Below are 25,554 nucleotides of genomic sequence, written 5' to 3'. Positions count from 1 at the left end.
TTAGAACGGAAGGGAATCATGCCTACAAATAGGAAAAATGATATGATGGTTTATTGCTCATTTTGTGGCAAAAGCCAAGAAGAAGTTAAAAAAATAATCGCAGGGAACAACGCTTTTATCTGTAATGAATGTGTGGAGTTGGCCCAGGAGATTATTCGTGAGGAGTTGGCTGAGGAAGTTTTGGCTGACTTGTCTGAAGTACCAAAACCAATCGAACTCTTAAACATTTTGAACCACTATGTGATTGGTCAAGATCGTGCTAAACGTGCCTTGGCAGTTGCTGTATATAACCACTACAAACGCATCAATTTCCATGACACTCGTGAAGAGTCAGAAGATGTGGATTTGCAAAAATCAAACATTTTGATGATTGGCCCAACTGGTTCAGGGAAGACTTTCCTTGCTCAAACTCTTGCTAGAAGTTTGAATGTACCTTTTGCTATTGCAGATGCAACAGCCCTTACTGAGGCTGGCTATGTCGGTGAGGACGTTGAAAATATCCTCCTCAAACTCTTGCAGGCAGCTGACTTTAACATCGAACGTGCAGAACGTGGAATTATATACGTGGATGAGATTGACAAGATTGCTAAGAAGAGCGAAAATGTTTCTATCACACGTGATGTTTCTGGTGAAGGTGTGCAACAAGCCCTACTCAAGATTATCGAAGGAACTGTAGCTAGCGTACCTCCTCAAGGTGGACGTAAACATCCACAACAAGAAATGATTCAAGTGGACACTAAGAATATCCTCTTTATCGTGGGTGGTGCCTTCGATGGCATCGAAGAGATTGTCAAACAGCGTCTTGGTGAAAAAGTTATCGGCTTTGGACAAAACAACAAGGCTATTGACGAAAACAGCTCTTACATGCAAGAAATCATTGCAGAAGATATTCAGAAATTCGGAATTATTCCTGAGTTGATCGGACGCTTGCCTGTCTTTGCAGCCTTGGAGCAGTTGACTGTGGATGATTTGGTTCGCATCTTGAAGGAACCAAGAAATGCCTTGGTTAAACAATACCAGACCTTGCTTTCTTATGATGATGTTGAGTTAGAATTTGACGACGAAGCCCTCCAGGAAATTGCTAACAAAGCCATCGAACGCAAAACTGGTGCGCGTGGTCTTCGCTCAATCATCGAAGAAACCATGCTAGACGTTATGTTTGAAGTTCCAAGTCAAGAAAATGTGAAAACTGTTCGTATCACAAAAGAAGCAGTCAATGGAACGGCTAAGCCAATCCTAGAGACAGCCTAGAGGTGACTATGGAAATCAATACACACAATGCTGAGATTTTGCTGAGTGCAGCTAACAAGTCCCACTATCCGCAAGATGAACTTCCTGAGATTGCTCTTGCAGGTCGCTCAAATGTTGGTAAATCAAGCTTTATCAATACCATGCTTAATCGTAAGAATCTAGCTCGTACTTCTGGGAAACCAGGAAAAACACAACTACTCAATTTCTTTAATATTGATGATAAGATGCGTTTTGTGGATGTGCCTGGTTATGGTTATGCCCGTGTTTCCAAAAAGGAACGTGAAAAATGGGGTCGTATGATTGAGGAATATTTAACTACTCGAGAAAATCTACGAGCGGTTGTTAGTCTCGTTGACCTTCGCCATGATCCATCGGCAGATGATGTGCAGATGTACGAATTTCTTAAGTATTATGAGATTCCTGTCATCATCGTGGCGACTAAGGCAGACAAGATTCCGCGTGGTAAATGGAATAAGCACGAATCAGCTATTAAAAAGAAATTAAACTTTGATCCAAGTGATGATTTCATCCTCTTTTCTTCAGTGACAAAAGCAGGAATGGACCAAGCTTGGGATGCTATTTTAGAAAAATTGTGAGGAATACATATGGCAAAAACAATTCATACAGATAAAGCTCCAAAGGCAATCGGACCTTACGTTCAAGGAAAAATCGTTGGCAACCTTTTGTTTGCTAGCGGTCAAGTTCCTCTATCTCCTGAAACTGGAGAAATCGTAGGAGAAACGATCCAAGAACAGACTGAACAAGTTTTGAAAAACATTGGAGCTATTTTAGCAGAAGCAGGGACAGATTTTGACCATGTTGTTAAAACAACTTGCTTCTTGAGTGATATGAACGACTTTGTACCTTTCAATGAGGTATACCAAACAGCCTTTAACAAGGAATTTCCAGCTCGTTCAGCTGTAGAAGTAGCTCGTCTTCCTCGCGATGTTAAAGTCGAAATTGAAGTCATCGCAGAGATTGGATAAGCGAGTTGAAGTTTGGTTCTTCCAAACTTCTTTTGATATAAGGAGACAAAGATGACAAAGAAACAACTTCACCTGGTGATTGTTACAGGGATGAGTGGTGCAGGGAAAACTGTAGCCATTCAATCCTTTGAAGATTTAGGATATTTTACCATTGATAATATGCCACCTGCCCTCTTACCCAAATTTTTACAGTTGGTTGAGACCAAGGATGATGATCATAAGTTGGCCCTAGTGGTTGATATGCGTAGTCGTTCTTTCTTCTCAGAGATTCAGGCTGTCTTGGATGAATTGGAAAATCAAGATGATTTGGACTTTAAAATCCTCTTTTTGGATGCGGCTGATAAAGAATTAGTGGCACGTTATAAGGAAACAAGAAGAAGTCACCCACTAGCAGCAGATGGTCGTATCTTGGACGGAATCAAGCTGGAACGCGAACTCTTGGCACCCTTGAAAAATATGAGTCAAAACGTGGTTGACACAACAGAGTTAACTCCTCGTGAACTCCGTAAGACCATTGCAGAGCAGTTTTCAGATCAAGAACAGGCTCAGTCCTTCCGTATTGAGGTTATGTCTTTCGGGTTTAAATATGGCATTCCTATTGATGCTGACTTGGTATTTGATGTTCGTTTCCTCCCAAATCCTTACTATCTACCAGAACTTCGCAATCAGACAGGTGAGGACCAGGCCGTTTATGACTATGTTATGAATCATGAGGAATCTGAAGATTTCTACCGCCATTTGTTGGCTTTGATTGAACCAATCCTACCTGGCTACAAAAAAGAAGGAAAATCTGTTTTAACCATTGCAGTAGGTTGTACAGGTGGGCAGCACCGAAGTGTTGCCTTTGCCAAACGATTAGCCAATGATTTGTCTAAGAATTGGCCTGTAAATGAAAGTCATCGTGATAAAGATCGAAGAAAGGAAACGGTAAACCGTTCATGAGAAAACCAAAAATTACGGTGATTGGTGGAGGAACCGGAATCCCTGTTATTTTAAATAGTTTAAGGGAAAAGGATGTGGAAATTGCAGCCATTGTAACCGTTGCGGATGATGGCGGTTCTTCAGGCGAATTGCGTAAAAATATTCAACAGTTGACACCTCCAGGGGATTTACGTAATGTTCTTGTGGCCATGTCAGATATGCCAAAATTCTATGAAAAGGTCTTTCAATACCGTTTTTCTGAGGATGCAGGTGCTTTTGCTGGTCATCCATTAGGAAACATTATCATAGCTGGCTTATCTGAAATGCAGGGTTCAACCTATAATGCTATGCAATTACTGAGTAAATTTTTCCATACGACAGGAAAGATTTATCCATCTAGTGACCATCCCTTGACACTCCATGCCGTCTTTAAAGATGGAACAGAAGTAGCTGGAGAAAGTCACATTGCAGACCATCCAGGCATGATTGACCATGTTTATGTCACCAACACTCTAGACGATGAGAAACCGCAGGCTAGCCGCCGAGTTGTGAATACCATTCTTGAGAGTGATATGATTGTCTTGGGTCCAGGCTCCCTCTTTACTTCGATTTTGCCTAATATCGTCATTGAGGAGATTGGTCAGGCTCTTCTGGAAACCAAGGCTGAAATTGCCTATGTCTGCAACATCATGACTCAGCGCGGAGAGACAGAACATTTCTCAGATAGTGATCACGTAGCAGTCTTGCATCGTCATCTTGGTCGTCCCTTTATTGATACAGTACTTGTCAATATCGAAAAGGTTCCAAGAGACTATATGGACACCAATCGTTTCGATGAGTATCTAGTTCAGGTTGAGCATGATTTCGATGGTTTGCATCAACAAGTTCCCCGTGTCATTTCATCCAACTTCCTACGTTTGGAAAATGGTGGTGCTTTCCATGATGGGAATTTAATCGTGGATGAATTAATGCGCATCATACAGGTGAGAAAATGAGTTTCACAGTAGCAGTAAAAGAAGAAATCCTAGGTCAACACCACCTGAGTCGCTATGAATTATCAGCTATTATCAAGATGTCTGGAAGCGTAGGTTTGTCTAGTTCTGGCTTGACCTTATCCGTTGTTACAGAGAGTGCCAAACTTGCCCGCCATCTCTATGAATCGTTTTTACACTTTTATGGTATCAAGTCGGAGATTCGTCATCATCAGAGAAGTAATCTTCGTAAAAATCGGGTCTATACTGTGTTTACAGATGAACAAGTCCAAGAACTTTTAGCGGATTTGCGTTTGGCTGATTCTTTCTTTGGTCTGGAGACGGGAATTGATCCAGATATTTTAGGAGATGAAGAAGCAGGTCGTGCCTATCTTTGTGGTGCATTTTTAGCAAATGGGAGTATTCGGGATCCCGAGTCAGGCAAGTATCAGCTGGAAATTAGTTCAGTTTATCTAGATCATGCCCAAGGGATTGCGGCGCTCCTTCAGCATTTCTTATTGGACGCCAAGGTGATTGAGCGAAAAAAAGGTGCAGTGACCTATCTCCAGCGGGCTGAAGACATCATGGACTTCCTAATAGTGATTGGAGCCATGCAGGCGCGTGATACTTTCGAAGGCATCAAAATCTTACGTGAAACTCGTAACGACCTCAATCGTGCTAATAATGCAGAGACGGCTAATATTGCTCGTACGGTTTCTGCAAGCATGAAAACCATTAATAATATCAGTAAAATCAAAGATAGAATTGGCTTGGATAATCTGCCAGCAGACTTGCAGGAAGTTGCCCGTCTGCGTATCCAGCATCCAGACTATTCTATCCAGAAGCTGGCAGATAGTCTGACAAATCCCTTAACCAAAAGTGGTGTCAATCATCGCTTGAGAAAGATCAACAAAATCGCAGAGGAACTGTAAAAACCACGAATCGCATGATTCGTGGTTCTTTTCTTATAGGCTTGTAGAGTGTTTTGGTTGTACTTTTTGTTCGGGGTCGATATAGTTGATAGCATTATTAACAGCAGTTGGTGCTTCACCAAGACCTGTTGCAATCAAGTCAATCTTACCTTCGTAGTAGCAGCAGTCACCGATAGCATAAATTCCAGCTTGGCTTGACTCTTGCTTGCTATTGACGATAATCTTGTGGCGGTTCAGTTCTAATCCCCATTTTTTAAGATTACCTACAGAAGATTTAAAGCCATAGTTGACAAAGAGGTGGTCCAATTCAATGGTTTCGATTTCATCGGATTTGACTTTTGTGATTTCAAGCTTGTCAAGAGTTTGGCCGTCACCAAGAAGTTGACTCGGCACAAATGGTGTTTTGATAGTCACAGAAGACTCTTGCAAGGCTTGGACGCTATGCTCAAGTGCTCGGAAGTTATCGCGACGGTGAACAAGAGTAGTTGGAGCAATCTTTTCAAAAGCTAGTGCCCAGTCAACAGCTGAATCACCACCACCCAGAATGGTTACCTTTTTACCAGCATATTGTTGAATATTAGAAACGTGGTAGTGGATATTGTCATAGCCTTCAACACCTTCTAATTCGAGTGGACGTGGTTTAAAGGCACCACCACCCATAGCAATAATAACGGTTTTAGAAGTATGATTTCCCTTATTGGTTGTAATCTTAAAAACATCATCCTCTTTTTCAATCTCAAGAACAGTTTCATTGAGGTAAACAGGTGTCTCAAACCCTTCAAGTTGTTCCAAAAGGCGGTTAGTCAATTCTTCCCCTGTGAGGTTTGAAAAACCTGGAACATCGAGAATTTGTTTTTCAGGATATAGAATGGCAGGCTGACCACCTAGTTGAGGAAGAGAATCGATGATTTGTACTTTGGCTTGACGAAGGTGAGCATAAAAGGCTGCGAAAAGACCGACAGGTCCACCTCCTACAATGGTAATATCATATAGTTCAGACATGGTTTCTCCTTAATTCATTTCTATCATTTTATTCTATCATATTTTCTACCAAATTAAAATGAAGTAGGGGGAAGAAAATTTTCATATAAAATGATATAATGAAGAGTAGCTTTTTTATGGAGAGGAGGCCTAGAATGAATTTTCAGCAATTATCTAATCTTCAATACTGGTCTAGTTTGTTTTCCAGTCCTTGGAGTATTCTGATAAATGTGATTGATATTCTTATCGTTGCCTATATCTTATACCAATTTACAAAATCAATTGCAGGAACCAAGATTATGATCCTGGTTCGAGGTGTTTTAGTGTTTATCTTAGCTCAGATAGCAGCAAATACCCTGGGCTTGACGACTATTTCTTGGTTGATCAATCAATTGATTACTTACGGTGTTATCGCAGCGGTTGTTATTTTCTCTCCAGAAATACGGACAGGTTTAGAGCGATTAGGACGTGCGACTGATTTCTTTTCAAGTACACCAATGAGTTCAGAAGAACAGATGATTCAGGCCTTTGTTAAAGCGGTAGAATATATGAGTCCGCGGAAAATTGGAGCACTTGTATCAGTTCAGCGTGTCAGAACCTTGCAGGAATATATTTCCACGGGGATTCCTTTAGATGCTAAGATTTCTGCAGAACTCTTAATCAATATCTTCATTCCAAACACACCTTTACATGATGGTGCAGTTATTATAAAAGGTGATCGAATAGCTGTAACATCTGCTTATCTTCCACTTACTGAAGACACTGGTATTTCTAAGGAGTTTGGAACGCGACACCGTGCAGCCATTGGTTTATCTGAGGTTTCTGATGCTCTCACTTTTGTGGTATCAGAGGAAACTGGAGGTATTTCCATTACCTATAATGGTGTCTTTAAGCATGATTTAACGATGGAAGAATTTGAGGAAGAGCTACGTCGTATACTGATTCCGGAAAATTCACAAGAGCCAAGCTTAACAGAGCGTATATTAGGAGGCTGGAAGAATGAAAAAAAATAGTTTATATATCATCTCCTCACTCCTCTTTGCTTGCGTTTTATTTATTTACGCTACCTCTATAAATTATCAAAATAATAATAATGCAAGACCGGCTCGAACAGAAACCTATACTAATACGGTCGTAAATGTACCGATTGATATTCAGTACGATAGTGAGCAGTATTTTATTAGCGGTTTTAGTTCAGAAGTTACAGTATTTTTGACTGGATCCAATCGGGTAACCTTGGCTAGTGAGATGCAAGAAAGCACTCGTAAATTTAAGGTTACTGCAGATTTAACACAAGCGACAGAAGGAACCGTTGAGGTTCCCTTGACCATTGAGAATCTACCGAGCGGTTTAACAGCCCTAGCAACACCTCAGAAAATCACCGTTAAAATTGGGAAGAAGGCAACACGGGATAATTTACCAGTCACTCCACAGATTGACTCTGGTAAGGTTGATGAACGAATTCTCATCGATAGTGTGACTGTTTCAGATGAACGCGTTTCGGTTACTAGTGATGCTGATACCTTATCCAAGATTGATAAGATTGTGGCTGTTTTACCAACTAGTGAAAAAATTACAGGAAATTATACGGGTTCAGTTCCTCTACAAGCTATTGATAAGAATGGAACAGTTTTACCAACGGTGATTAAACCGTATGAAACAACCATGAAGATAACAACGAAACAAGTTCGATCAGCAAGTAGTTCTAGCTCATCAACGACAAGCTCATCTTCGGGCAGTTCGTCTTCAACTGGTTCTGAAACCAAGCCAGACTCTTCAAAAAAAGATTAATAAAACAATAGAAAAGGATAAAAAAATGGGTAAATATTTTGGAACGGACGGAGTCCGTGGAGAAGCAAACGTAGAATTAACTCCAGAATTGGCTTTTAAATTGGGACGTTTTGGAGGTTATGTCCTCAGTCAACATACGACTGAAGCACCAAAAGTTTTTGTAGGACGTGACACTCGTATCTCAGGTCAAATGCTTGAATCTGCCTTGATTGCTGGTCTCCTTTCAGTCGGAATTCACGTTTATAAGCTTGGAGTTCTTGCAACACCAGCAGTAGCTTACTTGGTGAAAACTGAGGGAGCGAGTGCAGGTGTCATAATTTCAGCAAGTCACAACCCAGCTCTTGATAACGGAATTAAATTCTTTGGTGGTGACGGCTTTAAACTAGACGATGACAAAGAAGCAGAAATCGAAGCCTTGCTTGATGCAAGTGAAGATACTCTTCCACGTCCAAGTGCAGAGGGCTTAGGTACGGTTGTAGACTACCCAGAAGGTTTGCGTAAATATGAAGCCTACCTCGTTTCAACTGGAACTCCTCTTGAAGGGATGAAGGTTGCCTTGGACACTGCTAACGGAGCAGCTGCAACAAGTGCTCGTCAAATTTTTGCAGACCTAGGTGCTCAATTAACAGTTATTGGTGAAACACCAGATGGTCTTAACATCAACTTGAACGTTGGTTCAACTCATCCAGAAGCCTTACAAGAACTTGTGAAAGAAAGCCAGTCTGCCATTGGTTTAGCCTTTGATGGTGATAGCGACCGTTTGATTGCTGTAGATGAAAATGGCGAAATTGTCGATGGTGACAAGATTATGTACATTATTGGTAAATACCTTTCTGAAAAAGGTCAGTTGGCCCAAAACACCATCGTAACAACAGTTATGTCCAACCTTGGTTTCCATAAGGCCTTGGATCGTGAGGGTATCAATAAAGCAGTCACTGCTGTTGGAGACCGCTATGTCGTTGAAGAAATGAGAAAATCTGGTTACAATCTCGGTGGTGAGCAATCAGGTCACGTTATCTTGATGGACTATAATACTACTGGTGATGGTCAGCTTTCAGCAGTTCAATTGACCAAGATCATGCAAGAAACAGGTAAGAGTTTGTCTCAATTGGCCTCAGAAGTGACCATTTACCCACAAAAATTAGTCAATATCCGTGTGGAAAATGCCATGAAAGAAAAAGCTATGGAAGTGCCAGCTATCAAGGCTATTATCGAGAAGATGGAAGCAGAAATGGCAGGCAATGGTCGTATCCTCGTTCGCCCAAGTGGAACGGAGCCACTCTTGCGTGTCATGGCTGAAGCCCCAACCACTGAGGAAGTAGACTACTATGTAGACACTATTGCCCAAGTTGTTAAAACTGAGATTGGTATTTAGTAAATCTAGCAGAAAATAAAAAAATATGGTACAATGGCAACTATATTGTACCAATGGAGATGAAAATGAATTTAAAACGTGAACAAGAATTTGTTAGTCAGTATCACTTTGATGCGCGTAACTTTGAATGGGAAAATGAAAATGGAGCACCTGAAACTAAGGTAGATGTAAACTTCCAGTTGCTTCAGCATGATCAAGAAAATCAAGTTACCTCTTTAGTAGTTGTTTTGAGCTTTATGATTGTCTTTGATAGATTTGTCATTAGTGGAACGATTTCTCAAGTCAACCATGTTGAAGGTCGTATTATCGACCAACCAAGTGATTTCAGCCAAGAAGAGGTTGAGACACTAGCTCGTCCATGTTTGGATATGCTTAATCGTTTGACTTATGAAGTAACAGAAATTGCCCTTGATATACCGGGAATTAATTTGGAGTTTTAAGAAATGAAATTAGCGGTCATAACAGACTCATCTGCTTTTCTACAAGCGGAAACCTTGCGGAAAGAAGATTTATTTGTGCTAGACATTCCTGTGAATATCGATGGACAGGAGTATGTTGAAGGTGTAAATCTAACCGCTCAAGAATTTTATGAAAAAATGGCTTCAGCAAGCGAATTGCCAAAAACGAGCCAACCAAGTATTGCCAAGTTGGATGAAATTTTATCATCTTTAAAAGATAAAGGCTACACACATGCCTTGGGCCTTTTCTTATCTTCTGGAATTTCAGGATTTTACCAAAATATCCAGTATATGAAGGATGAATATGAAGGGTTAACCATTGCCTTTCCTGATACCCGTATTACAAGCGCTCCTCTAGGCTATATGGTTGAGAGTGTCTTTAGATGGGCAGAGCAAGGCGAAGAGTTTACTACCATTTTAGAGCAGTTGGAAAATCAAATCCAGAAAACTTCAGCCTTTATCATGGTGGATGATCTTGACCATTTAGTTAAGGGGGGACGACTCTCTAATGGTGCAGCCATTTTGGGGAATCTCCTTAGTATCAAGCCAATCTTATACTTCAATGACCAAGGTGTGATAGAAGTATATGAAAAGGTTCGTACAGAGAAAAAGGCTACCAAACGCTTGGTTGAAATTGTTAAAGAAGCAACAGCTATTGGGAATTACCAGATTACTGTCATTCACGGGAATGCTCCTCAAAAAGCAGCAGATTTGCGCCAGCTTTTGATAGATGGCGGAGTGGCTACAGATGTTTCAATTGCAACCTTCGGTAGTGTTATTGGGACTCACCTGGGAGAAGGAAGTATTGCTCTGGGCTATACACCCATAATCTAGACTATTTTTCATGGACAGTTAAGGTCCTTTGTATCTTAGAAATTGAACACGCCTGGCACCCAGTGTGAAAAAGATAGTTCTTCCAAGAAGTATACACTCCTTGACCAGAACTCCTATTCTCACTTTGTGTTCTTACAGGCTTTGTATCTTAGATAGGAGTAAAGATGAGTATTCGAGTAATTATTGCTGGTTTTAAGGGCAAGATGGGTCAGGCTGCTTGTCAGATGGTTTTGTCTGATTCTGAACTTGAACTAGTAGCCGTTTTGGATCCTTTTGAGTCTGTATCTGAGTGGCAAGGAATTCCAGTATTCAATGATAAGAATGACTTGGCAGGTTTTGATGCCCATGTTTGGGTAGACTTTACCACACCAGCTGTTGCCTATGAGAATACCCGTTTTGCGCTTGAAAATGGCTTTGCACCTGTCGTTGGAACAACAGGTTTCACTAGTCAAGAGATTGAAGAACTAAAAGAATTTTCTCGTTCTAAAAACTTGGGTGGCTTGATTGCTCCTAACTTTGCCTTGGGTGCTGTCTTACTCATGCAATTTGCGACACAAGCTGCAAAATACTTCCCAAATGTAGAGATTATTGAGCTTCACCATGACAAGAAAAAAGATGCCCCTAGTGGAACAGCTATCAAAACAGCTGAGTTGATGGCAGAGGTTCGTGAGTCTATCCAACAAGGTGCTAGCGATGAGGAAGAACTCATTGCAGGTGCACGTGGAGCTAATTTTGATGGCATGCGAATCCACTCAGTCCGTTTGCCAGGTTTGGTAGCTCATCAGGAAGTTATATTTGGAAATCAAGGAGAAGGATTGACCCTACGTCATGACTCCTATGATCGTAGCTCCTTCATGACAGGGGTGAATTTGGGAATCAAAGAAGTTGTCAAGCGTCATGAGCTTGTCTATGGATTAGAACACTTATTATGAGATTAACACAAATGCCTTCTGAATTTCAGAAGGCTTTACCAGTATTAGAAAAAATTAAAGAGGCAGGCTTTGAAGCCTATTTTGTTGGAGGCTCTGTTAGGGATGCCCTACTCAATCGTCCCATCCATGATGTAGATATCGCGACGTCATCTTATCCAGAGGAGACCAAGCAGATTTTCCCTCGTACAGCTGACATTGGCATTGAGCATGGAACAGTTTTGGTTTTAGACGGAGATGAGGAGTACGAAGTAACCACTTTTAGAACTGAGGATGTCTATGTAGACTACCGTAGACCAAGTTCAGTTTCTTTTGTTCGTTCGTTAGAAGAGGACCTCAAACGACGTGATTTCACAGTTAATGCCTTTGCCTTAGATGAGACAGGGGAAATCATTGATTTGTTCGATGGTTTGAGAGATCTAGAAAATCAAGTTTTACGAGCAGTTGGTGTAGCTAGTGAGCGTTTCAACGAAGATGCCCTACGAATTATGCGCGGATTTCGTTTTCAAGCCAGTCTTGGTTTTGAACTCGAGCAAGAAACCTTTGAAGCGATGAAGACCTTAACGCCACTCTTAGAGAAAATTTCTGTGGAACGTACTTTTGTTGAATTTGATAAACTTCTACTAGCTCCTCATTGGCGAGTAGGTCTGTCTTCTATGATTGCAAGTAAAGCTTATGATTATCTTCCAGATATGGCTGGTAGTCAGGACAAACTCCAATCTTTGTTTGATTTAGAGACTGATTTTACCTTTGAATCTTCTGAGCAAGCCTGGGCAGCACTTTTATGGGTTTTAGAAGTGGAAGATGCTCAACAATTTTTGAAACATTGGAAAACTTCGCGTCAATTTGCCAAGCAAGTTCAAGATTTGCTAACAATCTTAGAACTTCGTGAAGAAGGAGAACTAAGCAAGCGCGATTGTTACCGCTTTGATCTAGATTTGCTTTTACAGGCTGAAAATCTTCGTCAGTCTCAAGGAAAAGAAGTCAATCCACAGGCTATCGAAGAGACTTACCACAGCCTAACCATCCATGATAAGAAAGAAATTCAAATCAATGGTGGGATTTTGATCAAAGAATATGGCTATCAACCAGGACCAGAAATGGGAGAAATTTTAGCAGAGATTGAGTATGCTATTGTGGATGGAGATTTGGAAAATAACTTGGAAGCTATTCATGCCTACTTGAGGGAGAAAAAATGAGTGATTTTATTGTTGAAAAACTAAGTAAATCTGTAGGAGACAAGACCGTCTTTAAGGATATTTCCTTTATCATTCATGACTTGGACAGAATCGGTCTTATCGGTGTCAATGGAACTGGAAAAACAACTCTTTTAGATGTTCTTTCAGGAGTTTCAGGTTTTGATGGTGACGTAAGCCCTTTTTCGGCAAAAAATGATTACAAGATTGGCTATTTGACTCAGGACCCAGATTTTGATGATAGCAAGACTGTCTTGGATACTGTCTTATCAAGTGATTTGAAGGAAATCCAGTTAATACGTGAGTATGAACTGCTCATGCTTAACTATAGTGAGGACAAGCAGGCTCGTTTAGAACGGGTTATGGCGGAGATGGATTCCCTCCAAGCTTGGGAAATCGAAAACCAGGTCAAAACGGTACTCAGTAAACTAGGTATTCAAGACTTGTCGACTCCTGTTGGGGCTTTGTCAGGTGGATTACGTAGACGGGTTCAGTTGGCCCAAGTACTTTTGGGCAACCATGACCTCTTGTTACTAGATGAACCAACCAACCACTTGGATATTGCCACCATTGAGTGGCTAACCCTCTTCTTGAAAAATTCCAAGAAAACGGTTCTCTTTATCACCCACGACCGTTACTTCCTAGATGCGCTTTCAACGAGAATTTTCGAGTTGGACCGAGCTGGTTTGACAGAATATCAAGGAAATTACCAAGACTATGTTCGTCTCAAGGCTGAACAGGATGAGCGCGATGCAGCGCTTCTTCACAAAAAGGAACAACTTTACAAGCAAGAATTAGCTTGGATGAGACGGCAACCTCAAGCTCGTGCGACCAAGCAACAGGCGCGTATCAATCGTTTCCATGACTTGAAGAAGGAAGTTTCAGATAATAGTGTTGAGACAGACTTAAGCATGAATTTTGAAACTAGCCGTATCGGAAAAAAGGTTATCGAGTTTAAGGATGTTTCCTTTGCCTATGACAATAAACCGATTCTGAAACATTTTAATCTCTTGGTTCAAGCCAAAGACCGTATCGGAATCGTTGGGGATAATGGTGTTGGGAAGTCAACCCTTCTTAACCTGATTGCAGGAAGTCTCGAGCCAACTGAAGGACAAGTTATCATCGGTGAAACAGTTCGTATCGCTTATTTCTCTCAACAAATCGAAGGTTTAGATGAAAGTAAGCGGGTTATCAATTACTTGCAGGAAGTGGCAGAAGAGGTTAAAACTAGCGGAGGCTCTACGACATCTATCGCGGAGTTATTAGAACAGTTCCTTTTCCCTCGTTCAACACATGGGACCTTGATTGAAAAGCTGTCAGGTGGAGAGAAGAAACGTCTGTACCTTCTCAAACTCCTCCTTGAAAAACCCAATGTGCTTCTCTTGGACGAGCCGACCAATGACCTTGATATTGCGACCTTAACGGTTCTAGAAAATTTCTTGCAAGGCTTTGCAGGGCCTGTCTTAACAGTTAGTCACGACCGCTATTTCCTTGATAAAGTTGCGACTAAGATTCTTGCTTTTGAGAATGGAAGCATTCGTCCTTTCTTTGGCCATTACACAGACTACCTAGATGAAAAGGCCTTTGAAGCAGAAGCAGTAACACAAAGTCAAAAAGTTGAGAAGGAAAAAGTGGTCAAAGTTCGTGAAGAAAAGAAACGCATGACCTACCAAGAAAAGCAAGAGTGGGCAAGTATTGAAGGTGATATCGAAGCCTTGGAAAACCGTATCTCAGTCATTGAAGAGGAAATGCAGGCCAATGGCTCGGACTTTGGGAAGCTAGCTACTCTTCAAAAAGAGTTAGATGAAAAGAATGAAGTCTTGCTTGAAAAATATGAACGCTATGAATATTTAAGTGAGTTGGCGTAATGGAAGAAAAAATTATCAAATGGAGCAGTAAGAAAATCATTTGGACTATTGTTCTCTGCTTAGTTGAGTTAGCTTTTTTTCTTTGGATCCTATCTTTTATGATGACCTATCCCAAGGAGGCACCTGTGGGATTGGTGGCATTAAGACTCTTTGTCTTATTCTTAATCATCATTGTTGGATGGATTTTGTATGAACGTTTGCGACTTCTTTTTTCAGATAAAGAGTATTTGAAATGTACGGCCCAAGGTTTTTCCTATAAGCCACATCCTAAAAAAGATTGGCAGTTTTATTCCTGGGGGCAAGTAGAAACATTTTCTCTAATGAGAATCAAGGGTGGTAGAAGTTCAAGGGATTTTTATACTATTGAAGTTCATTTTAATGATAAAGATCTTTTGAAAACCAACTCTTTATGGAATCGTCTACGAAGTAGATTTTCGACTGCAAAGCAAGCAAATGTTTTGAAAATCCCAATCTATTTGCTGGATGTTGGTTTACCACGCAGAGTATTTGAAACCATGTCCTACTTTGAGCGAGAGTGGCGCATCGAACAAAATCGTCAACGCAATCAAAACTCTAAAAGCAAAAAGAAGGCAAGAGTTCATTAAACGAGCAATAGTTACAGATCTGATTAGAAGCCTTGGACTCAGTTTCCAGGGTTTCTTTCTATTTCTCTTTTCTAAGAATTATGGTATAATAGGGAGTAAAAACTTAAAAAGAAAGAAATGCTATGAACTTAAAAGATTACATTGCAAGTATTGAAAATTATCCACAAGAAGGAATTACATTCCGTGACATCAGCCCCTTGATGGCCAACGGCAATGCCTACAGCTATGCTGTTCGTGAAATTGTTCAATATGCTACTGACAAAAAGATCGATATGATCGTAGGACCAGAAGCGCGTGGATTTATCGTTGGATGTCCAGTCGCTTTTGAGTTGGGAATTGGTTTTGCACCTGTGCGTAAACCAGGAAAATTGCCACGCGAAGTTATTTCAGCTGACTACGAAAAAGAATATGGAGTTGATACTTTGACTATGCACGCAGATGCTATCAAACCAGGTCAACGTGTTCTGATCGTAGATGACCTTTTGGCAACAGGTGGTACTGTGAAAGCAACCATCGAAATGATTGAAAAACTTGGTGGTATCGTAGCTGGTTGTGCCTTCTTGATTGAGCTTGATGAGCTTAAAGGTCGCGAAGCTATCGGAGATTATGATTATAAAGTGCTTATGCATTATTAATGAAAAACAGTCCCTAGGGCTGTTTTCTCTTCATCTGATATAAAAAAAGGCTATATCTAGTTAGAGAAAAACTATAATTGAAAACTATATCTTCTTACAGTATAATAAAGGGAAGGACTTTCGTCAGCTGATTTTTCATTTGACGACTGTATGTTCATTTGAGCCTAGAATTGATACAGTAAGGAGATTTCCATGCCGATTCGAATTGATAAAAAATTACCAGCAGTTGAGATTTTACGAACGGAAAATATTTTCGTCATGGATGACCAGCGGGCGGCTCATCAGGATATTCGACCACTGAAAATCCTGATTTTAAACTTGATGCCACAGAAGATGGTTACAGAGACTCAGCTTTTACGACATTTAGCTAATACTCCTTTGCAGTTAGATATTGATTTCTTATATATGGAAAGTCATCAGTCGAAAACAACTCGTTCTGAGCATATGGAGACTTTTTATAAGACCTTCTCGGAAGTTCAAGACCAGTATTTTGATGGCTTGATTATCACAGGAGCGCCGGTTGAGCATCTTCCTTTTGAAGAAGTGGACTATTGGGAGGAATTTACTCAGGTCATCGATTGGTCAAAGACACATGTCTTTTCAACCCTGCATATTTGCTGGGGAGCACAGGCTGGCCTCTACTATCGTTACGGCGTAGATAAACACCAGATGGCTCAAAAGCTTTCGGGAATTTATCCTCAGGATGTTTTAAAAGAAGGTCATCTTTTGCTGAGAGGTTTTGATGACTTGTATGTGTCTCCTCATTCTCGTCATACAGAAATTCTCAAAGAGGACATTGTAAATAAAACCAATCTAGAGATTTTAGCATCTGGAAAAGAGGTGGGAATCTCTATCCTTGCAAGCCGAGATTTAAGAGAAGTTTATAGCTTTGGGCATTTAGAGTATGATCGTGATACCCTAGCGAAAGAATATTTTAGAGATCTAGATGCTGGTTTAGATCCCCATATACCAGAAAATTATTTCAAAAATGATGACATCCATGAACTTCCTTGTATGCGTTGGAGTTCCTCAGCAGCTCTCTTTTTCAGTAACTGGGTAAATTATGCAGTTTACCAAGAAACGCCTTTTGAGTGGAAGAGTGCAGAAGAAGATGTATCTCATTTTGGATATTTATAAGAGGAATTATGACATATTTAGATGCTTTCAAATCAGGGAACTTGGTGCTACCAAGTGCTCTGCTCTTAAACTACAATCAACTGTTTTCATCAAGCGATGATTTCTTAGTTTGGCAATTCTTTTACCTACAAAATACAACAGCTTTAGGGGAATTGTCCCCAAGCCAGATTGCTGAGAAAATTGGCAAGCAAGTCTTTGAAGTCAATCAAGCTATTTCGCGCTTGACAGAAAAAGGCTTACTTCAATACCGAACCATTGAACTCAATGGTGAGATAGAAGTGATTTTTGATGCGACTTTAGCTTTAGAGCGCTTAGACCAACTTTTTGAAAAACAAGAACCAAATCAAGTGGTACCTGCTAAAAATGATTTGAAAGACTTGGTGGAAACCTTCCAACAAGAGCTAGGTCGTCTCTTAAGTCCTTTTGAAATCGAAGATTTAGAAAAGAGTTTGAAAGAAGATGGAACCAGTGCGGACCTGATTAAAGAAGCCCTACGTGAGGCTGTTTTGAATGGAAAACCAAATTGGAAGTACATCCAGGCTATCCTAAGAAACTGGCGTCATGAAGGCATTAAGAGTGTAGTCCAGGTAGAGGCTAAACGTCAGGAGAGAGAAGCGACTAATCCTCAAAATGTTCAAGTTTCTGCAGATTTTCAAAATGCTATGGATCTTTGGAAAGACTAGTTTTAAGTATTGATAATAGAAAAAAATGCCTACAGGCTAGAAAGAAAATCTAGCTTGTGGGCATTTTTTGTGTGTTTTATACTCAATGAAAATCAAAGAGCAAACTAGGAAGCGACCCGCAGGTTGCTCAAAACACCGTTTTGAGGTTGTGGATAGAACTGACGAAGTCAGTAACACATATACGGCAAGGAGAGGCTGACGTGGTTTGAAGAGATTTTCGAAGAGTATTAATTGATTAGTTAGCCAGTCCCCATACACTAAGCGAGCGTTCTGTAACTGGGAAATCTCCATAACCTTCAGCATTAATCGTTACTTGGTCAGGATGATTTGCTAGTAAATCAACAAAGGTTTGGTCAGCCCATTCTTGACCGACGAACATGGTTTTAGAGTTTACTTGGGCATTAGAAATCACGATGGCAAGTGGTGATTGATTTTCAGCTCCTGAACGGACCCAACCGATACAATTAGGGTCATCAAAGTAGTCCGTTTGCTCTCCGTAAGCCAACTCTTTTCGAATAGCTAGCAAACGGTCAAGAACATCTTTGAAATCTTGCTGAGCATATTGACCAGAAATACCGTAGTAGTCTCCATAAAAGACACATGGGAGCCCCTGCTCTCGCAAAAGAATGAGGGCGTAGGCTGCTGGTTTAAACCATTCTTCAACAGTGGATTCAAGAGCTTGGCCACGTTGAGTATCATGATTATCGACAAAGGTTACAGCTCGGTCTGGATTGAATTGAACCAGACTATCATCAAAGATGGTTGTTAAATCATAGTCTTCTCCAGCCTTGCTTGCTTCAAAGAGATTTTGGTGAAGGCGAACATCGACAAGGTCAAAGCGTTCTTCAATCTTTTCAAGGTAATCCAGATTTGCTTCCTTGTCTGGATTCCAGAATTCTCCAAAGACATAGAAATCTTGACCATATTTTTCTTTGATATCGCGAATGAAGTTGCGCATAAAGAAAGAGTCAATGTGTTTAACTGCATCCAAACGGAAACCAGCTACACCAGTCGTTTCCATAAACCAATCTGCCCAGTCGTAAATATTTTGTATGACTTCTGGATGCTTGAAATCTAGGTCTGCATACATGAGATAGTCATAGTTGCCATTTTCGTTATCAACTAATTCCTCGTTAGCCCAGCCTTTATTATCACCTTGAATCAAATAGATGCCAGACTTACGACGCTTGGCATCATAGTCAGTTCCAGTAAAGTGGTACCAGTGCCAGTGGAAGTCATTGTAGGTATTTTGTCGTCCATCAAAGGTAAATCCTGTCCAGCCATTGATGGTAAAAGGTTCTCCTAGTTCCACAGTTCGATCTTCTGGATCCACTTCTATCACTTGAAAAGATTCTAAATGGTCAGCGGCTGCCTTATGATTTAAGACGATATCAGCCATTGGTTGAATCCCATGAGATTTTAAAGTTTGGATGGCATGAAGATAGTCTTCTTTAAAACCATACTTGGTACGTACAGTACCCTTCTGATTAAATTCTCCAAGGTCAAACAAGTCATAGACGCCATAACCAACATCCTTTTCATTTGTTGCTTTAAAAGCAGGGGGCATCCAAATGTGACTAATGCCTAAGTTGGCTAGGTGTTCAGCGTCGTCAGCGAGGCGTGTCCAGTGCTGACCGTCGTGGGGGAGATACCACTCAAAATATTGCATTAGGGTTTGATTTTTCATAGTTGATCCTCTTACTTACAGTGATGAGAATTATTGTAGCATAAAGCTAAAGAATATGCAAACGTTTGCGTTATAATTAAACTCTTTGAATTTTATGTCTATTTTTCAACTGGAAGTGTTGAAATACTATAAAAGAAAAATAGTAGGACTAATGGGAGGAAAAATTCTCTCAGATAGGGTAGGATGATGGATGAATCAATAGTTTCTATTTTGTGAATTGTCACAAAATTTGTTATAATAGTATTTATGAATAAAGTATTCGTCAGTAGACGTGTTGAAAAAAAACTAAACCAAGGTCTAGTACTTTTGGAGGAAATTGATTTTCCAGAACTATCTGAAACTGATCAGGAAGTCGAGTTATTTAGTCAAAACAAGCAGTTTTTGGGCATGGCTTATTTATCTCGTCAAAATAAGGGGATTGGTTGGTTTGTAACGAATCAGAAGCTTTCTTTTAACCAAAAATTCTTTGAAAGTTTGTTTGAAAAAGCCAAACAAAAACGTTCTTCTTACTATCAAGATGAGTTGACAACTGCCTTTCGTTTGTTTAATCAAGAAGGCGATGGTTTTGGTGGAATGACTCTGGACCTATACGGAGATTATGTTGTTTTTTCATGGTATAACTCCTATATCTATGGACTTCGCCAAGAGATCTTAGCAGCTTTTGCTCAGGTTTTCCCTGAAGTCTTAGGTGCCTATGAAAAGATTCGTTTTAAAGGTCTAGACTATGAGTCTGCCCATATCTATGGTCAAGAAGCACCAGAAAATTTTACAGTTCTTGAGAATGGAGTTCTCTATCAAGTCTTTATGAATGATGGTCTTATGACAGGCATCTTCTTGGATCAACACGAAGTCCGTGGTAGTTTGGTAGATGGTCTTGCCATGGGCAAGTCCCTGCTCAATATGTTTTCCTACACGGCTGCCTTTTCAGTAGCTGCAGCCATGGGAGGTGCCAGTGAAACTACCTCTGTTGATTTAGCCAAGCGCTCGAGAGAACTGTCAGAAGCTCATTTTCATGCCAACGGACTGACACTTGATCATCATCGTTTCATTGTCATGGATGTGTTTGAATACTTTAAATATGCAAAACGTAAGGGGCTATCTTACGATGTCATCGTTCTTGATCCGCCTAGCTTTGCTCGTAATAAAAAACAAACCTTCTCTGTAGCCAAGGATTATCACAAGGTGATTTCCCAGAGTTTAGAGATTTTAAATCCGGGAGGTATGATCATTGCTAGCACCAATGCTGCCAATGTTTCCCGTCAAAAATTTATAGAACAAATCGACAAAGGATTTGCAGGAAGAAAATACCAGGTTCTTAATAAATATGGACTTCCTGCAGACTTTGTCTACAATGAAAAAGATGAAAGTAGTAATTACCTTAAGGTGATTAGCATGAAGGTAACTAAATGAAATTAGTCGTTTCAGTAATGCCAAAGAGTTTAGAAGAGGCGCAAGGAATCGATGCCATGCGGTATATCGATGCTGATATCATTGAGTGGCGTGCCGACTTCCTACCAAAGGAAGCTATTTTACAGGTAGCTCCAGCTATTTTTGAAAAATTTGCAGGTCGCGAACTCCTCTTCACCCTACGTACTCGTGCTGAGGGAGGCGAGATCGATTTGGATTCGGCGGAGTATGTACAAATTATCAAAGATGTAGCTCAACTCTATCAACCTGAATATATCGATTTTGAGTATTTTTCTCACAAGGATGTTTTTGAAGAGATGCTTGATTTTCCAAATCTAGTCTTGAGTTATCATAATTTCCAAGAAACTCCAGAGAATATGATGGAAATCTTATCCGAGCTTACCAGCCTAACGCCCAAAGTGGTTAAAGTATCGGTTATGGCTCATACAGAACAAGATGTATTGGACCTTATGAACTTTACACGTGGCTTTAAAACATTGAACCCAGAACAAGAATATGTGACGATTTCTATGGGGAAAGTGGGCAAGGTTTCTCGTATCACTTCAGATGTGACGGGTTCTAGCTGGTCTTTTGCGAGTCTGGACGAAGCCAGTGCTCCAGGACAGATTTCACTTTCTAGCATGAAAAAAATTCGGGAGATACTAAATGAAGATTGATGGCTACACACGTTTAGCAGCTGTAGTCGCCAATCCTATCAAACACTCCATTTCACCTTTCATTCACAACAGAGCTTTTGAGGCAACTCATACCAATGGTGTCTATCTTGCTTGGGAAGTAGAAGGGACTGACTTGGCAGAAACAGTTGCCAATATTCGTCGCTATCAGATGTATGGAATCAATCTTTCTATGCCCTACAAGGAGCAAGTGATTCCTTATCTGGATGAGTTGAGCGAAGAAGCTCGTTTGATTGGTGCTGTCAATACAGTGGTGAATCGAGAAGGAACTTTAATCGGATATAACACAGATGGCAAGGGATTCTTTAAGAGCTTGCCTTCTTTTAAAATATCAGGGAAAAGAATGGTCTTGTTAGGAGCAGGCGGTGCAGCTAAAGCAATTTTGGCGCAGGCAATCTTGGATGGGGTCAGTCAGGTTTCTGTCTTTGTACGATCGGCTTCAATGGGAAAAACAAAACCATACTTAGAGAAGCTACAGTATGAAACAGGATTTAGAGTAGATTTGTTTGCATTAGAGGATGCTCAAGAGCTCCAAGAGAACATTCGAAAAGCGGAACTCTTGGTCAATGCGACCAGTGTGGGTATGGATGGAGCATCTCAGCCAATCCCAACAAGTATTGTTTTACCAGAGAAAATATTGGTTGCAGATGTGATTTATCAACCCTTTGAAACACCATTTCTAAAGTGGGCAAGGAGCCAGGGAAATCACGCTGTTAATGGCCTAGGCATGTTGCTTTACCAAGCAGCTGAAGCTTTTCAGTTATGGACCGGCAAGGAAATGCCAACCGATCAAATCTGGGAATTACTAAAACAAAAGTATCAAAAATGAAAAAAAGGAGAACTGCTATGAAAATCAAAATAGACCTTCCCCACCATCCTTATGATATTCAGATTGAAAAAGGATGCCTGTCTCAAGCAGGAAAATGGTTGCGGGAACTTTGGCAACCGCAAAAAGTCGTTATCATTACCGATAACCATGTGGCTTCTCTCTATGCAGAAAAAGTTAAATTGAGCCTAGAGGATGCTGGTTTTCAAGTGGCAGTTTTTGACTTCCTAGAGGGTGAAGAGCGAAAAAATCTAACCACGGTTCAAAAAGCTTATGAATTTTTGGTCAAGCAAGACTTGACTCGCAGTGATGGCATCGTAGCTTTAGGTGGTGGTGTCGTTGGTGATTTGGCTGGCTTTGTAGCCTCAACTTACATGCGAGGTATTCACTTTGTTCAATTTCCAACCAGTTTGACTGCTCAAGTGGACTCTTCAATCGGTGGTAAGACAGGAGTGAATACTCCTTTTGCTAAGAATATGGTAGGAACTTTTGCCCAGCCTGATGGTGTTTTGATTGACCCAACTGTTCTTGAAACCTTAGGGAAGAGAGAATTGATTGAAGGAATGGGGGAAGTCATCAAGTATGGCTTAATTGAAGATCCAGAACTCTGGGACATATTATCTGAAATGGATGGTTCTGTAGAGAGTATTTTGGAACATTCAGAAAGTTTGATTGAGCACTCTTGCCAGGTCAAGCGCAAGATGGTAGTTGAGGATGAATTGGACAATGGTATTCGTCTGTATCTCAATTTTGGTCACACAATTGGCCATGCTATCGAAGCGACTGCTGGTTATGGACGTGTCATGCATGGCGAGGCAGTAGCTATGGGAATGGTTCAGGTCTCTAAAGTAGCCGAACAAAAAGGCCTTATGCCAGCTGGAATCACTCAGTCTATCCGAGAAATGTGTCAGAAATTTGGCCTTCCTGTGGATTATGAAAACTGGGATGTTGAAAAGCTTTATCAGGCTTTAACCCATGACAAAAAAGCACGTGGCAACACTATGAAATTAGTCTTGGTACCAGAACTTGGTTCAGCAAGGATTCACCCAGTTTCTCTCGAAGAAATGAAAGATTACCTAGTAAAATAAGGAGAATGTATGAGATATTTAACAGCAGGAGAATCACATGGTCCTCGTCTGACAGCAATTATTGAAGGAATCCCAGCAGGCCTTTCTTTGACTACCGATGATATCAATGAGGATCTCAAACGTCGTCAAGGTGGTTACGGACGTGGTGGACGTATGAAGATTGAGAGTGATCAGGTTGTCTTTACTTCTGGTGTTCGCCATGGAAAGACGACAGGGGCTCCCATTACCATGGATGTCATTAACAAAGACCACCAAAAATGGCTTGATATCATGTCTACCGAGGATATTGAAGATAAACTTAAAAGTAAACGAAAAATCACACATCCTCGTCCAGGTCACGCAGACTTGGTTGGGGGTATCAAATACCGCTTTGATGATTTGCGAAATTCCCTAGAACGTTCATCTGCCCGTGAAACGACTATGCGGGTGGCAGTTGGGGCTGTGGCCAAGCGTTTATTGGCTGAGCTTGATATCGAAATTGCAAACCATGTTGTTGTCTTTGGTGGTAAGGAAATCGATGTTCCAGAAAACTTAACAGTCGCAGAGATTAAAAAACTAGCTGCCCAGTCAGAAGTTTCTATCGTCAATCAAGAACGTGAGCAGGAAATCAAGGACTATATTGATCAAATCAAACGTGATGGAGATACCATCGGTGGTGTTGTCGAAACAGTTGTCGGTGGTGTTCCGGTTGGTCTGGGTTCTTATGTTCAATGGGATCGCAAACTAGATGCAAGACTAGCTCAAGCGGTTGTCTCAATCAATGCCTTTAAGGGAGTGGAGTTTGGTCTTGGTTTTAAAGCCGGTTATCTCAAGGGTAGCCAAGTCATGGATGAAATCCTCTGGTCACCAGAAGATGGCTATACTCGTCGTACTAATAACCTTGGTGGTTTCGAAGGTGGTATGACTAACGGCCAACCAATTGTTGTCCGTGGGGTCATGAAACCAATTCCGACTCTCTATAAACCATTGATGAGCGTTGATATTGAAACTCATGAACCTTATAAAGCAACGGTGGAGAGAAGTGATCCAACTGCTCTTCCAGCAGCAGGTGTTGTTATGGAAGCAGTCGTAGCAACAGTTTTGGCCCAGGAAATTCTAGAGAAATTCTCTTCTGATAATCTGGAGGAATTAAAAGAAGCTGTTGCTAAACATCGGGAGTATACAAAGAATTATTAAGGAGTTCTTATGGCTAAAACCATCTATATCGCAGGATTGGGTTTGATCGGTGCTTCCATGGCACTCGGAATCAAGCGGGATCATCCTGATTATGAAATTTTAGGATACAATCGCAGTCAGGCATCTAGAGATATTGCCTTGGAGCGAGGAATGATTGATCGTGCGACGGATGATTTTGCCAGTTTTGCTCCACTTGCAGACGTCATCATTCTTACCCTGCCAATCAAGCAAACCATTGCTTTTTTACAAGAATTGGCAACTTTGGAACTAAAAGAAGGCGTCATTATTTCTGATGCTGGATCGACCAAGTCAGCTATCGTGGCTACAGCTGAGAACTGTTTTGCTGATAAGCCTGTTCGCTTTGTAGGGGCTCATCCTATGGCAGGGAGTCATAAGACAGGAGCGGCTTCTGCCGATGTTAATCTTTTTGAAAATGCCTACTATATCTTCACACCTTCGAGCCTAACGACTCCAGACACGCTTGAAGAAATGAAGGACTTGCTGTCAGGTCTGCACGCTCGTTTCATTAAAATTGATGCTACAGAGCATGACCGAGTGACTTCTCAGATCAGTCATTTTCCACATATCTTAGCATCAGGTTTGATGGAACAAACTGCTAGTTATGCTGAAGAGCATGAGATGGCCCGACGTTTTGCGGCAGGTGGTTTCCGTGATATGACTCGGATTGCCGAAAGTGAGCCAGGAATGTGGACTTCTATCCTCTTATCCAATCGAGAGACCATCATTGAACGTATCGAAGATTTTAAGCGACGTTTAGACGAGGTTGGACAAGCTATTAGTAAGGGTGATGAAAACCAAATCTGGAACTTTTTCAATCAAGCGCGTGAGCAACGGCAGGCTATGGAAATCCATAAACGTGGTGGTGTAGATAGCTCATTTGACCTCTATGTAGACGTTCCCGATGAGGAAGATGTTATCTTGCGCATCTTGGAATTACTAAGAGGAACTTCCTTGGTCAATATCCATATCAATGAGGAAAACCGTGAAGATATTCACGGGATTCTGCAAATTTCCTTTAAGAATGCTCAGGATTTAAAACGTGCTGAGCAAGTCATTACAGAAAATACGAATTACACAGTCGTTATTAAATAAGGAGGACAA

At 40.8% G+C, this 25,554-nt stretch carries 26 protein-coding genes; 24 read left to right on the top strand and 2 right to left on the bottom strand.

Going from position 1 to position 25,554, the window contains the following annotated elements; translation table 11 throughout:
- The first annotated feature begins 18 nt into the window (after positions 1-18).
- From clpX to whiA, 6 genes are read left to right on the top strand one after another with little or no spacing between them, the layout of a single operon-like run.
- Positions 19-1,251, top strand: a complete 1,233-nt coding sequence (gene clpX / locus O3658_RS05400) for an ATP-dependent Clp protease ATP-binding subunit ClpX (RefSeq protein WP_371559818.1) — start codon at positions 19-21, stop codon at positions 1,249-1,251.
- A gap of 8 nt (positions 1,252-1,259) precedes the next feature.
- Positions 1,260-1,847 (top strand): ribosome biogenesis GTP-binding protein YihA/YsxC, encoded by a 588-nt coding sequence (gene yihA / locus O3658_RS05395; protein ID WP_049494688.1) that lies wholly within the window; start codon positions 1,260-1,262, stop codon positions 1,845-1,847.
- 9 nt (positions 1,848-1,856) lie between these two features.
- Complete coding sequence (locus tag O3658_RS05390; protein WP_001140424.1) at positions 1,857-2,237, top strand: RidA family protein; 381 nt, start codon at positions 1,857-1,859, stop codon at positions 2,235-2,237.
- 51 nt (positions 2,238-2,288) lie between these two features.
- The gene (rapZ, locus tag O3658_RS05385; RefSeq protein ID WP_371559815.1) at positions 2,289-3,179 is read left to right on the top strand and encodes an RNase adapter RapZ; all 891 of its coding nucleotides are present in this window, start codon (positions 2,289-2,291) and stop codon (positions 3,177-3,179) included.
- On the top strand, positions 3,176-4,153 hold the full coding sequence (locus O3658_RS05380; protein WP_371559813.1) for a YvcK family protein: 978 nt from the start codon (positions 3,176-3,178) through the stop codon (positions 4,151-4,153). Before rapZ ends, O3658_RS05380 begins: the two co-directional genes overlap by 4 nt.
- Complete coding sequence (gene whiA, locus O3658_RS05375; protein WP_371559811.1) at positions 4,150-5,061, top strand: DNA-binding protein WhiA; 912 nt, start codon at positions 4,150-4,152, stop codon at positions 5,059-5,061. Before O3658_RS05380 ends, whiA begins: the two co-directional genes overlap by 4 nt.
- 33 nt (positions 5,062-5,094) lie before the next feature.
- On the opposite strand, the gene O3658_RS05370 is transcribed toward whiA, so the two are convergent.
- Positions 5,095-6,063, bottom strand: coding sequence for an NAD(P)/FAD-dependent oxidoreductase (locus O3658_RS05370; protein WP_371559809.1), 969 nt, complete (start codon positions 6,061-6,063; stop codon positions 5,095-5,097).
- Positions 6,064-6,197: 134 nt separating this feature from the next.
- On the opposite strand from O3658_RS05370, the gene cdaA reads away from it, so the two are divergent.
- The 12 genes from cdaA (at position 6,198) to O3658_RS05310 (ending at position 17,553) form a co-directional block, all read left to right on the top strand.
- A complete protein-coding gene (cdaA, locus tag O3658_RS05365; protein ID WP_045763531.1) occupies positions 6,198-7,055 on the top strand; it encodes a diadenylate cyclase CdaA in 858 nt (285 codons plus the stop codon).
- Positions 7,042-7,833 carry a YbbR-like domain-containing protein gene (locus O3658_RS05360; RefSeq protein ID WP_153224932.1) on the top strand — a complete coding sequence of 264 codons (792 nt, stop codon included), beginning with the start codon at positions 7,042-7,044 and terminating at the stop codon, positions 7,831-7,833. The genes cdaA and O3658_RS05360 overlap by 14 nt, the downstream gene beginning before the upstream one ends.
- Positions 7,834-7,858: 25 nt before the next feature.
- A complete protein-coding gene (glmM, locus tag O3658_RS05355) occupies positions 7,859-9,208 on the top strand; it encodes a phosphoglucosamine mutase (RefSeq protein WP_371559807.1) in 1,350 nt (449 codons plus the stop codon).
- Positions 9,209-9,273: 65 nt separating this feature from the next.
- Entirely contained in the window at positions 9,274-9,648 is a 375-nt protein-coding gene (locus O3658_RS05350; protein ID WP_153224934.1) for a DUF1149 family protein, read from the top strand.
- Positions 9,649-9,651: 3 nt separating this feature from the next.
- On the top strand, positions 9,652-10,500 hold the full coding sequence (locus O3658_RS05345) for a DegV family protein (protein WP_371559805.1): 849 nt from the start codon (positions 9,652-9,654) through the stop codon (positions 10,498-10,500).
- Between the two features lie 164 nt (positions 10,501-10,664).
- Positions 10,665-11,432, top strand: a complete 768-nt coding sequence (gene dapB, locus O3658_RS05340; protein ID WP_371559803.1) for a 4-hydroxy-tetrahydrodipicolinate reductase — start codon at positions 10,665-10,667, stop codon at positions 11,430-11,432.
- Positions 11,429-12,628 carry a CCA tRNA nucleotidyltransferase gene (locus O3658_RS05335; protein WP_371559801.1) on the top strand — a complete coding sequence of 400 codons (1,200 nt, stop codon included), beginning with the start codon at positions 11,429-11,431 and terminating at the stop codon, positions 12,626-12,628. Before dapB ends, O3658_RS05335 begins: the two co-directional genes overlap by 4 nt.
- Positions 12,625-14,493, top strand: coding sequence for an ABC-F family ATP-binding cassette domain-containing protein (locus tag O3658_RS05330; RefSeq protein WP_371559800.1), 1,869 nt, complete (start codon positions 12,625-12,627; stop codon positions 14,491-14,493). The genes O3658_RS05335 and O3658_RS05330 overlap by 4 nt, the downstream gene beginning before the upstream one ends.
- Complete coding sequence (locus O3658_RS05325; protein ID WP_371559798.1) at positions 14,493-15,098, top strand: hypothetical protein; 606 nt, start codon at positions 14,493-14,495, stop codon at positions 15,096-15,098. The genes O3658_RS05330 and O3658_RS05325 overlap by 1 nt, the downstream gene beginning before the upstream one ends.
- Before the next feature lie 122 nt (positions 15,099-15,220).
- Positions 15,221-15,733: an adenine phosphoribosyltransferase gene (locus O3658_RS05320; protein WP_006145170.1), complete on the top strand. Its 513-nt coding sequence runs from the start codon at positions 15,221-15,223 to the stop codon at positions 15,731-15,733.
- 192 nt (positions 15,734-15,925) lie between these two features.
- Positions 15,926-16,870 carry a homoserine O-succinyltransferase gene (gene metA, locus O3658_RS05315; RefSeq protein WP_001122704.1) on the top strand — a complete coding sequence of 315 codons (945 nt, stop codon included), beginning with the start codon at positions 15,926-15,928 and terminating at the stop codon, positions 16,868-16,870.
- Positions 16,871-16,878: 8 nt separating this feature from the next.
- Entirely contained in the window at positions 16,879-17,553 is a 675-nt protein-coding gene (locus O3658_RS05310) for a DnaD domain-containing protein (RefSeq protein ID WP_045763522.1), read from the top strand.
- Positions 17,554-17,788: 235 nt separating this feature from the next.
- On the opposite strand, the gene O3658_RS05305 is transcribed toward O3658_RS05310, so the two are convergent.
- Positions 17,789-19,240 carry an alpha-amylase gene (locus tag O3658_RS05305; protein WP_371559797.1) on the bottom strand — a complete coding sequence of 484 codons (1,452 nt, stop codon included), beginning with the start codon at positions 19,238-19,240 and terminating at the stop codon, positions 17,789-17,791.
- Positions 19,241-19,486: 246 nt separating this feature from the next.
- Between O3658_RS05305 and O3658_RS05300 the strand changes: the two genes are divergently transcribed.
- Genes O3658_RS05300 through O3658_RS05275 form a run of 6 tightly spaced genes read left to right on the top strand, consistent with a single transcriptional unit; the run spans position 19,487 to position 25,545 of the window.
- Positions 19,487-20,650: a class I SAM-dependent rRNA methyltransferase gene (locus O3658_RS05300; RefSeq protein WP_371559795.1), complete on the top strand. Its 1,164-nt coding sequence runs from the start codon at positions 19,487-19,489 to the stop codon at positions 20,648-20,650.
- Positions 20,647-21,324, top strand: a complete 678-nt coding sequence (gene aroD / locus O3658_RS05295) for a type I 3-dehydroquinate dehydratase (protein WP_049508709.1) — start codon at positions 20,647-20,649, stop codon at positions 21,322-21,324. Before O3658_RS05300 ends, aroD begins: the two co-directional genes overlap by 4 nt.
- Complete coding sequence (locus O3658_RS05290) at positions 21,314-22,171, top strand: shikimate dehydrogenase (RefSeq protein WP_371559794.1); 858 nt, start codon at positions 21,314-21,316, stop codon at positions 22,169-22,171. Before aroD ends, O3658_RS05290 begins: the two co-directional genes overlap by 11 nt.
- Before the next feature lie 17 nt (positions 22,172-22,188).
- A complete protein-coding gene (gene aroB, locus O3658_RS05285) occupies positions 22,189-23,256 on the top strand; it encodes a 3-dehydroquinate synthase (protein WP_371559792.1) in 1,068 nt (355 codons plus the stop codon).
- A 9-nt stretch (positions 23,257-23,265) separates the two neighbouring features.
- A complete protein-coding gene (gene aroC / locus O3658_RS05280) occupies positions 23,266-24,432 on the top strand; it encodes a chorismate synthase (RefSeq protein ID WP_371559791.1) in 1,167 nt (388 codons plus the stop codon).
- A 9-nt stretch (positions 24,433-24,441) separates the two neighbouring features.
- Positions 24,442-25,545, top strand: a complete 1,104-nt coding sequence (locus O3658_RS05275) for a prephenate dehydrogenase (protein ID WP_371559790.1) — start codon at positions 24,442-24,444, stop codon at positions 25,543-25,545.
- Positions 25,546-25,554 lie beyond the last annotated feature (9 nt).

The sequence above is a fragment of the Streptococcus sp. 27098_8_69 genome (genome assembly GCF_041432445.1).
Lineage (GTDB): Bacteria > Bacillota > Bacilli > Lactobacillales > Streptococcaceae > Streptococcus.
This window is presented reverse-complemented; position numbering and strand designations above follow the sequence as displayed.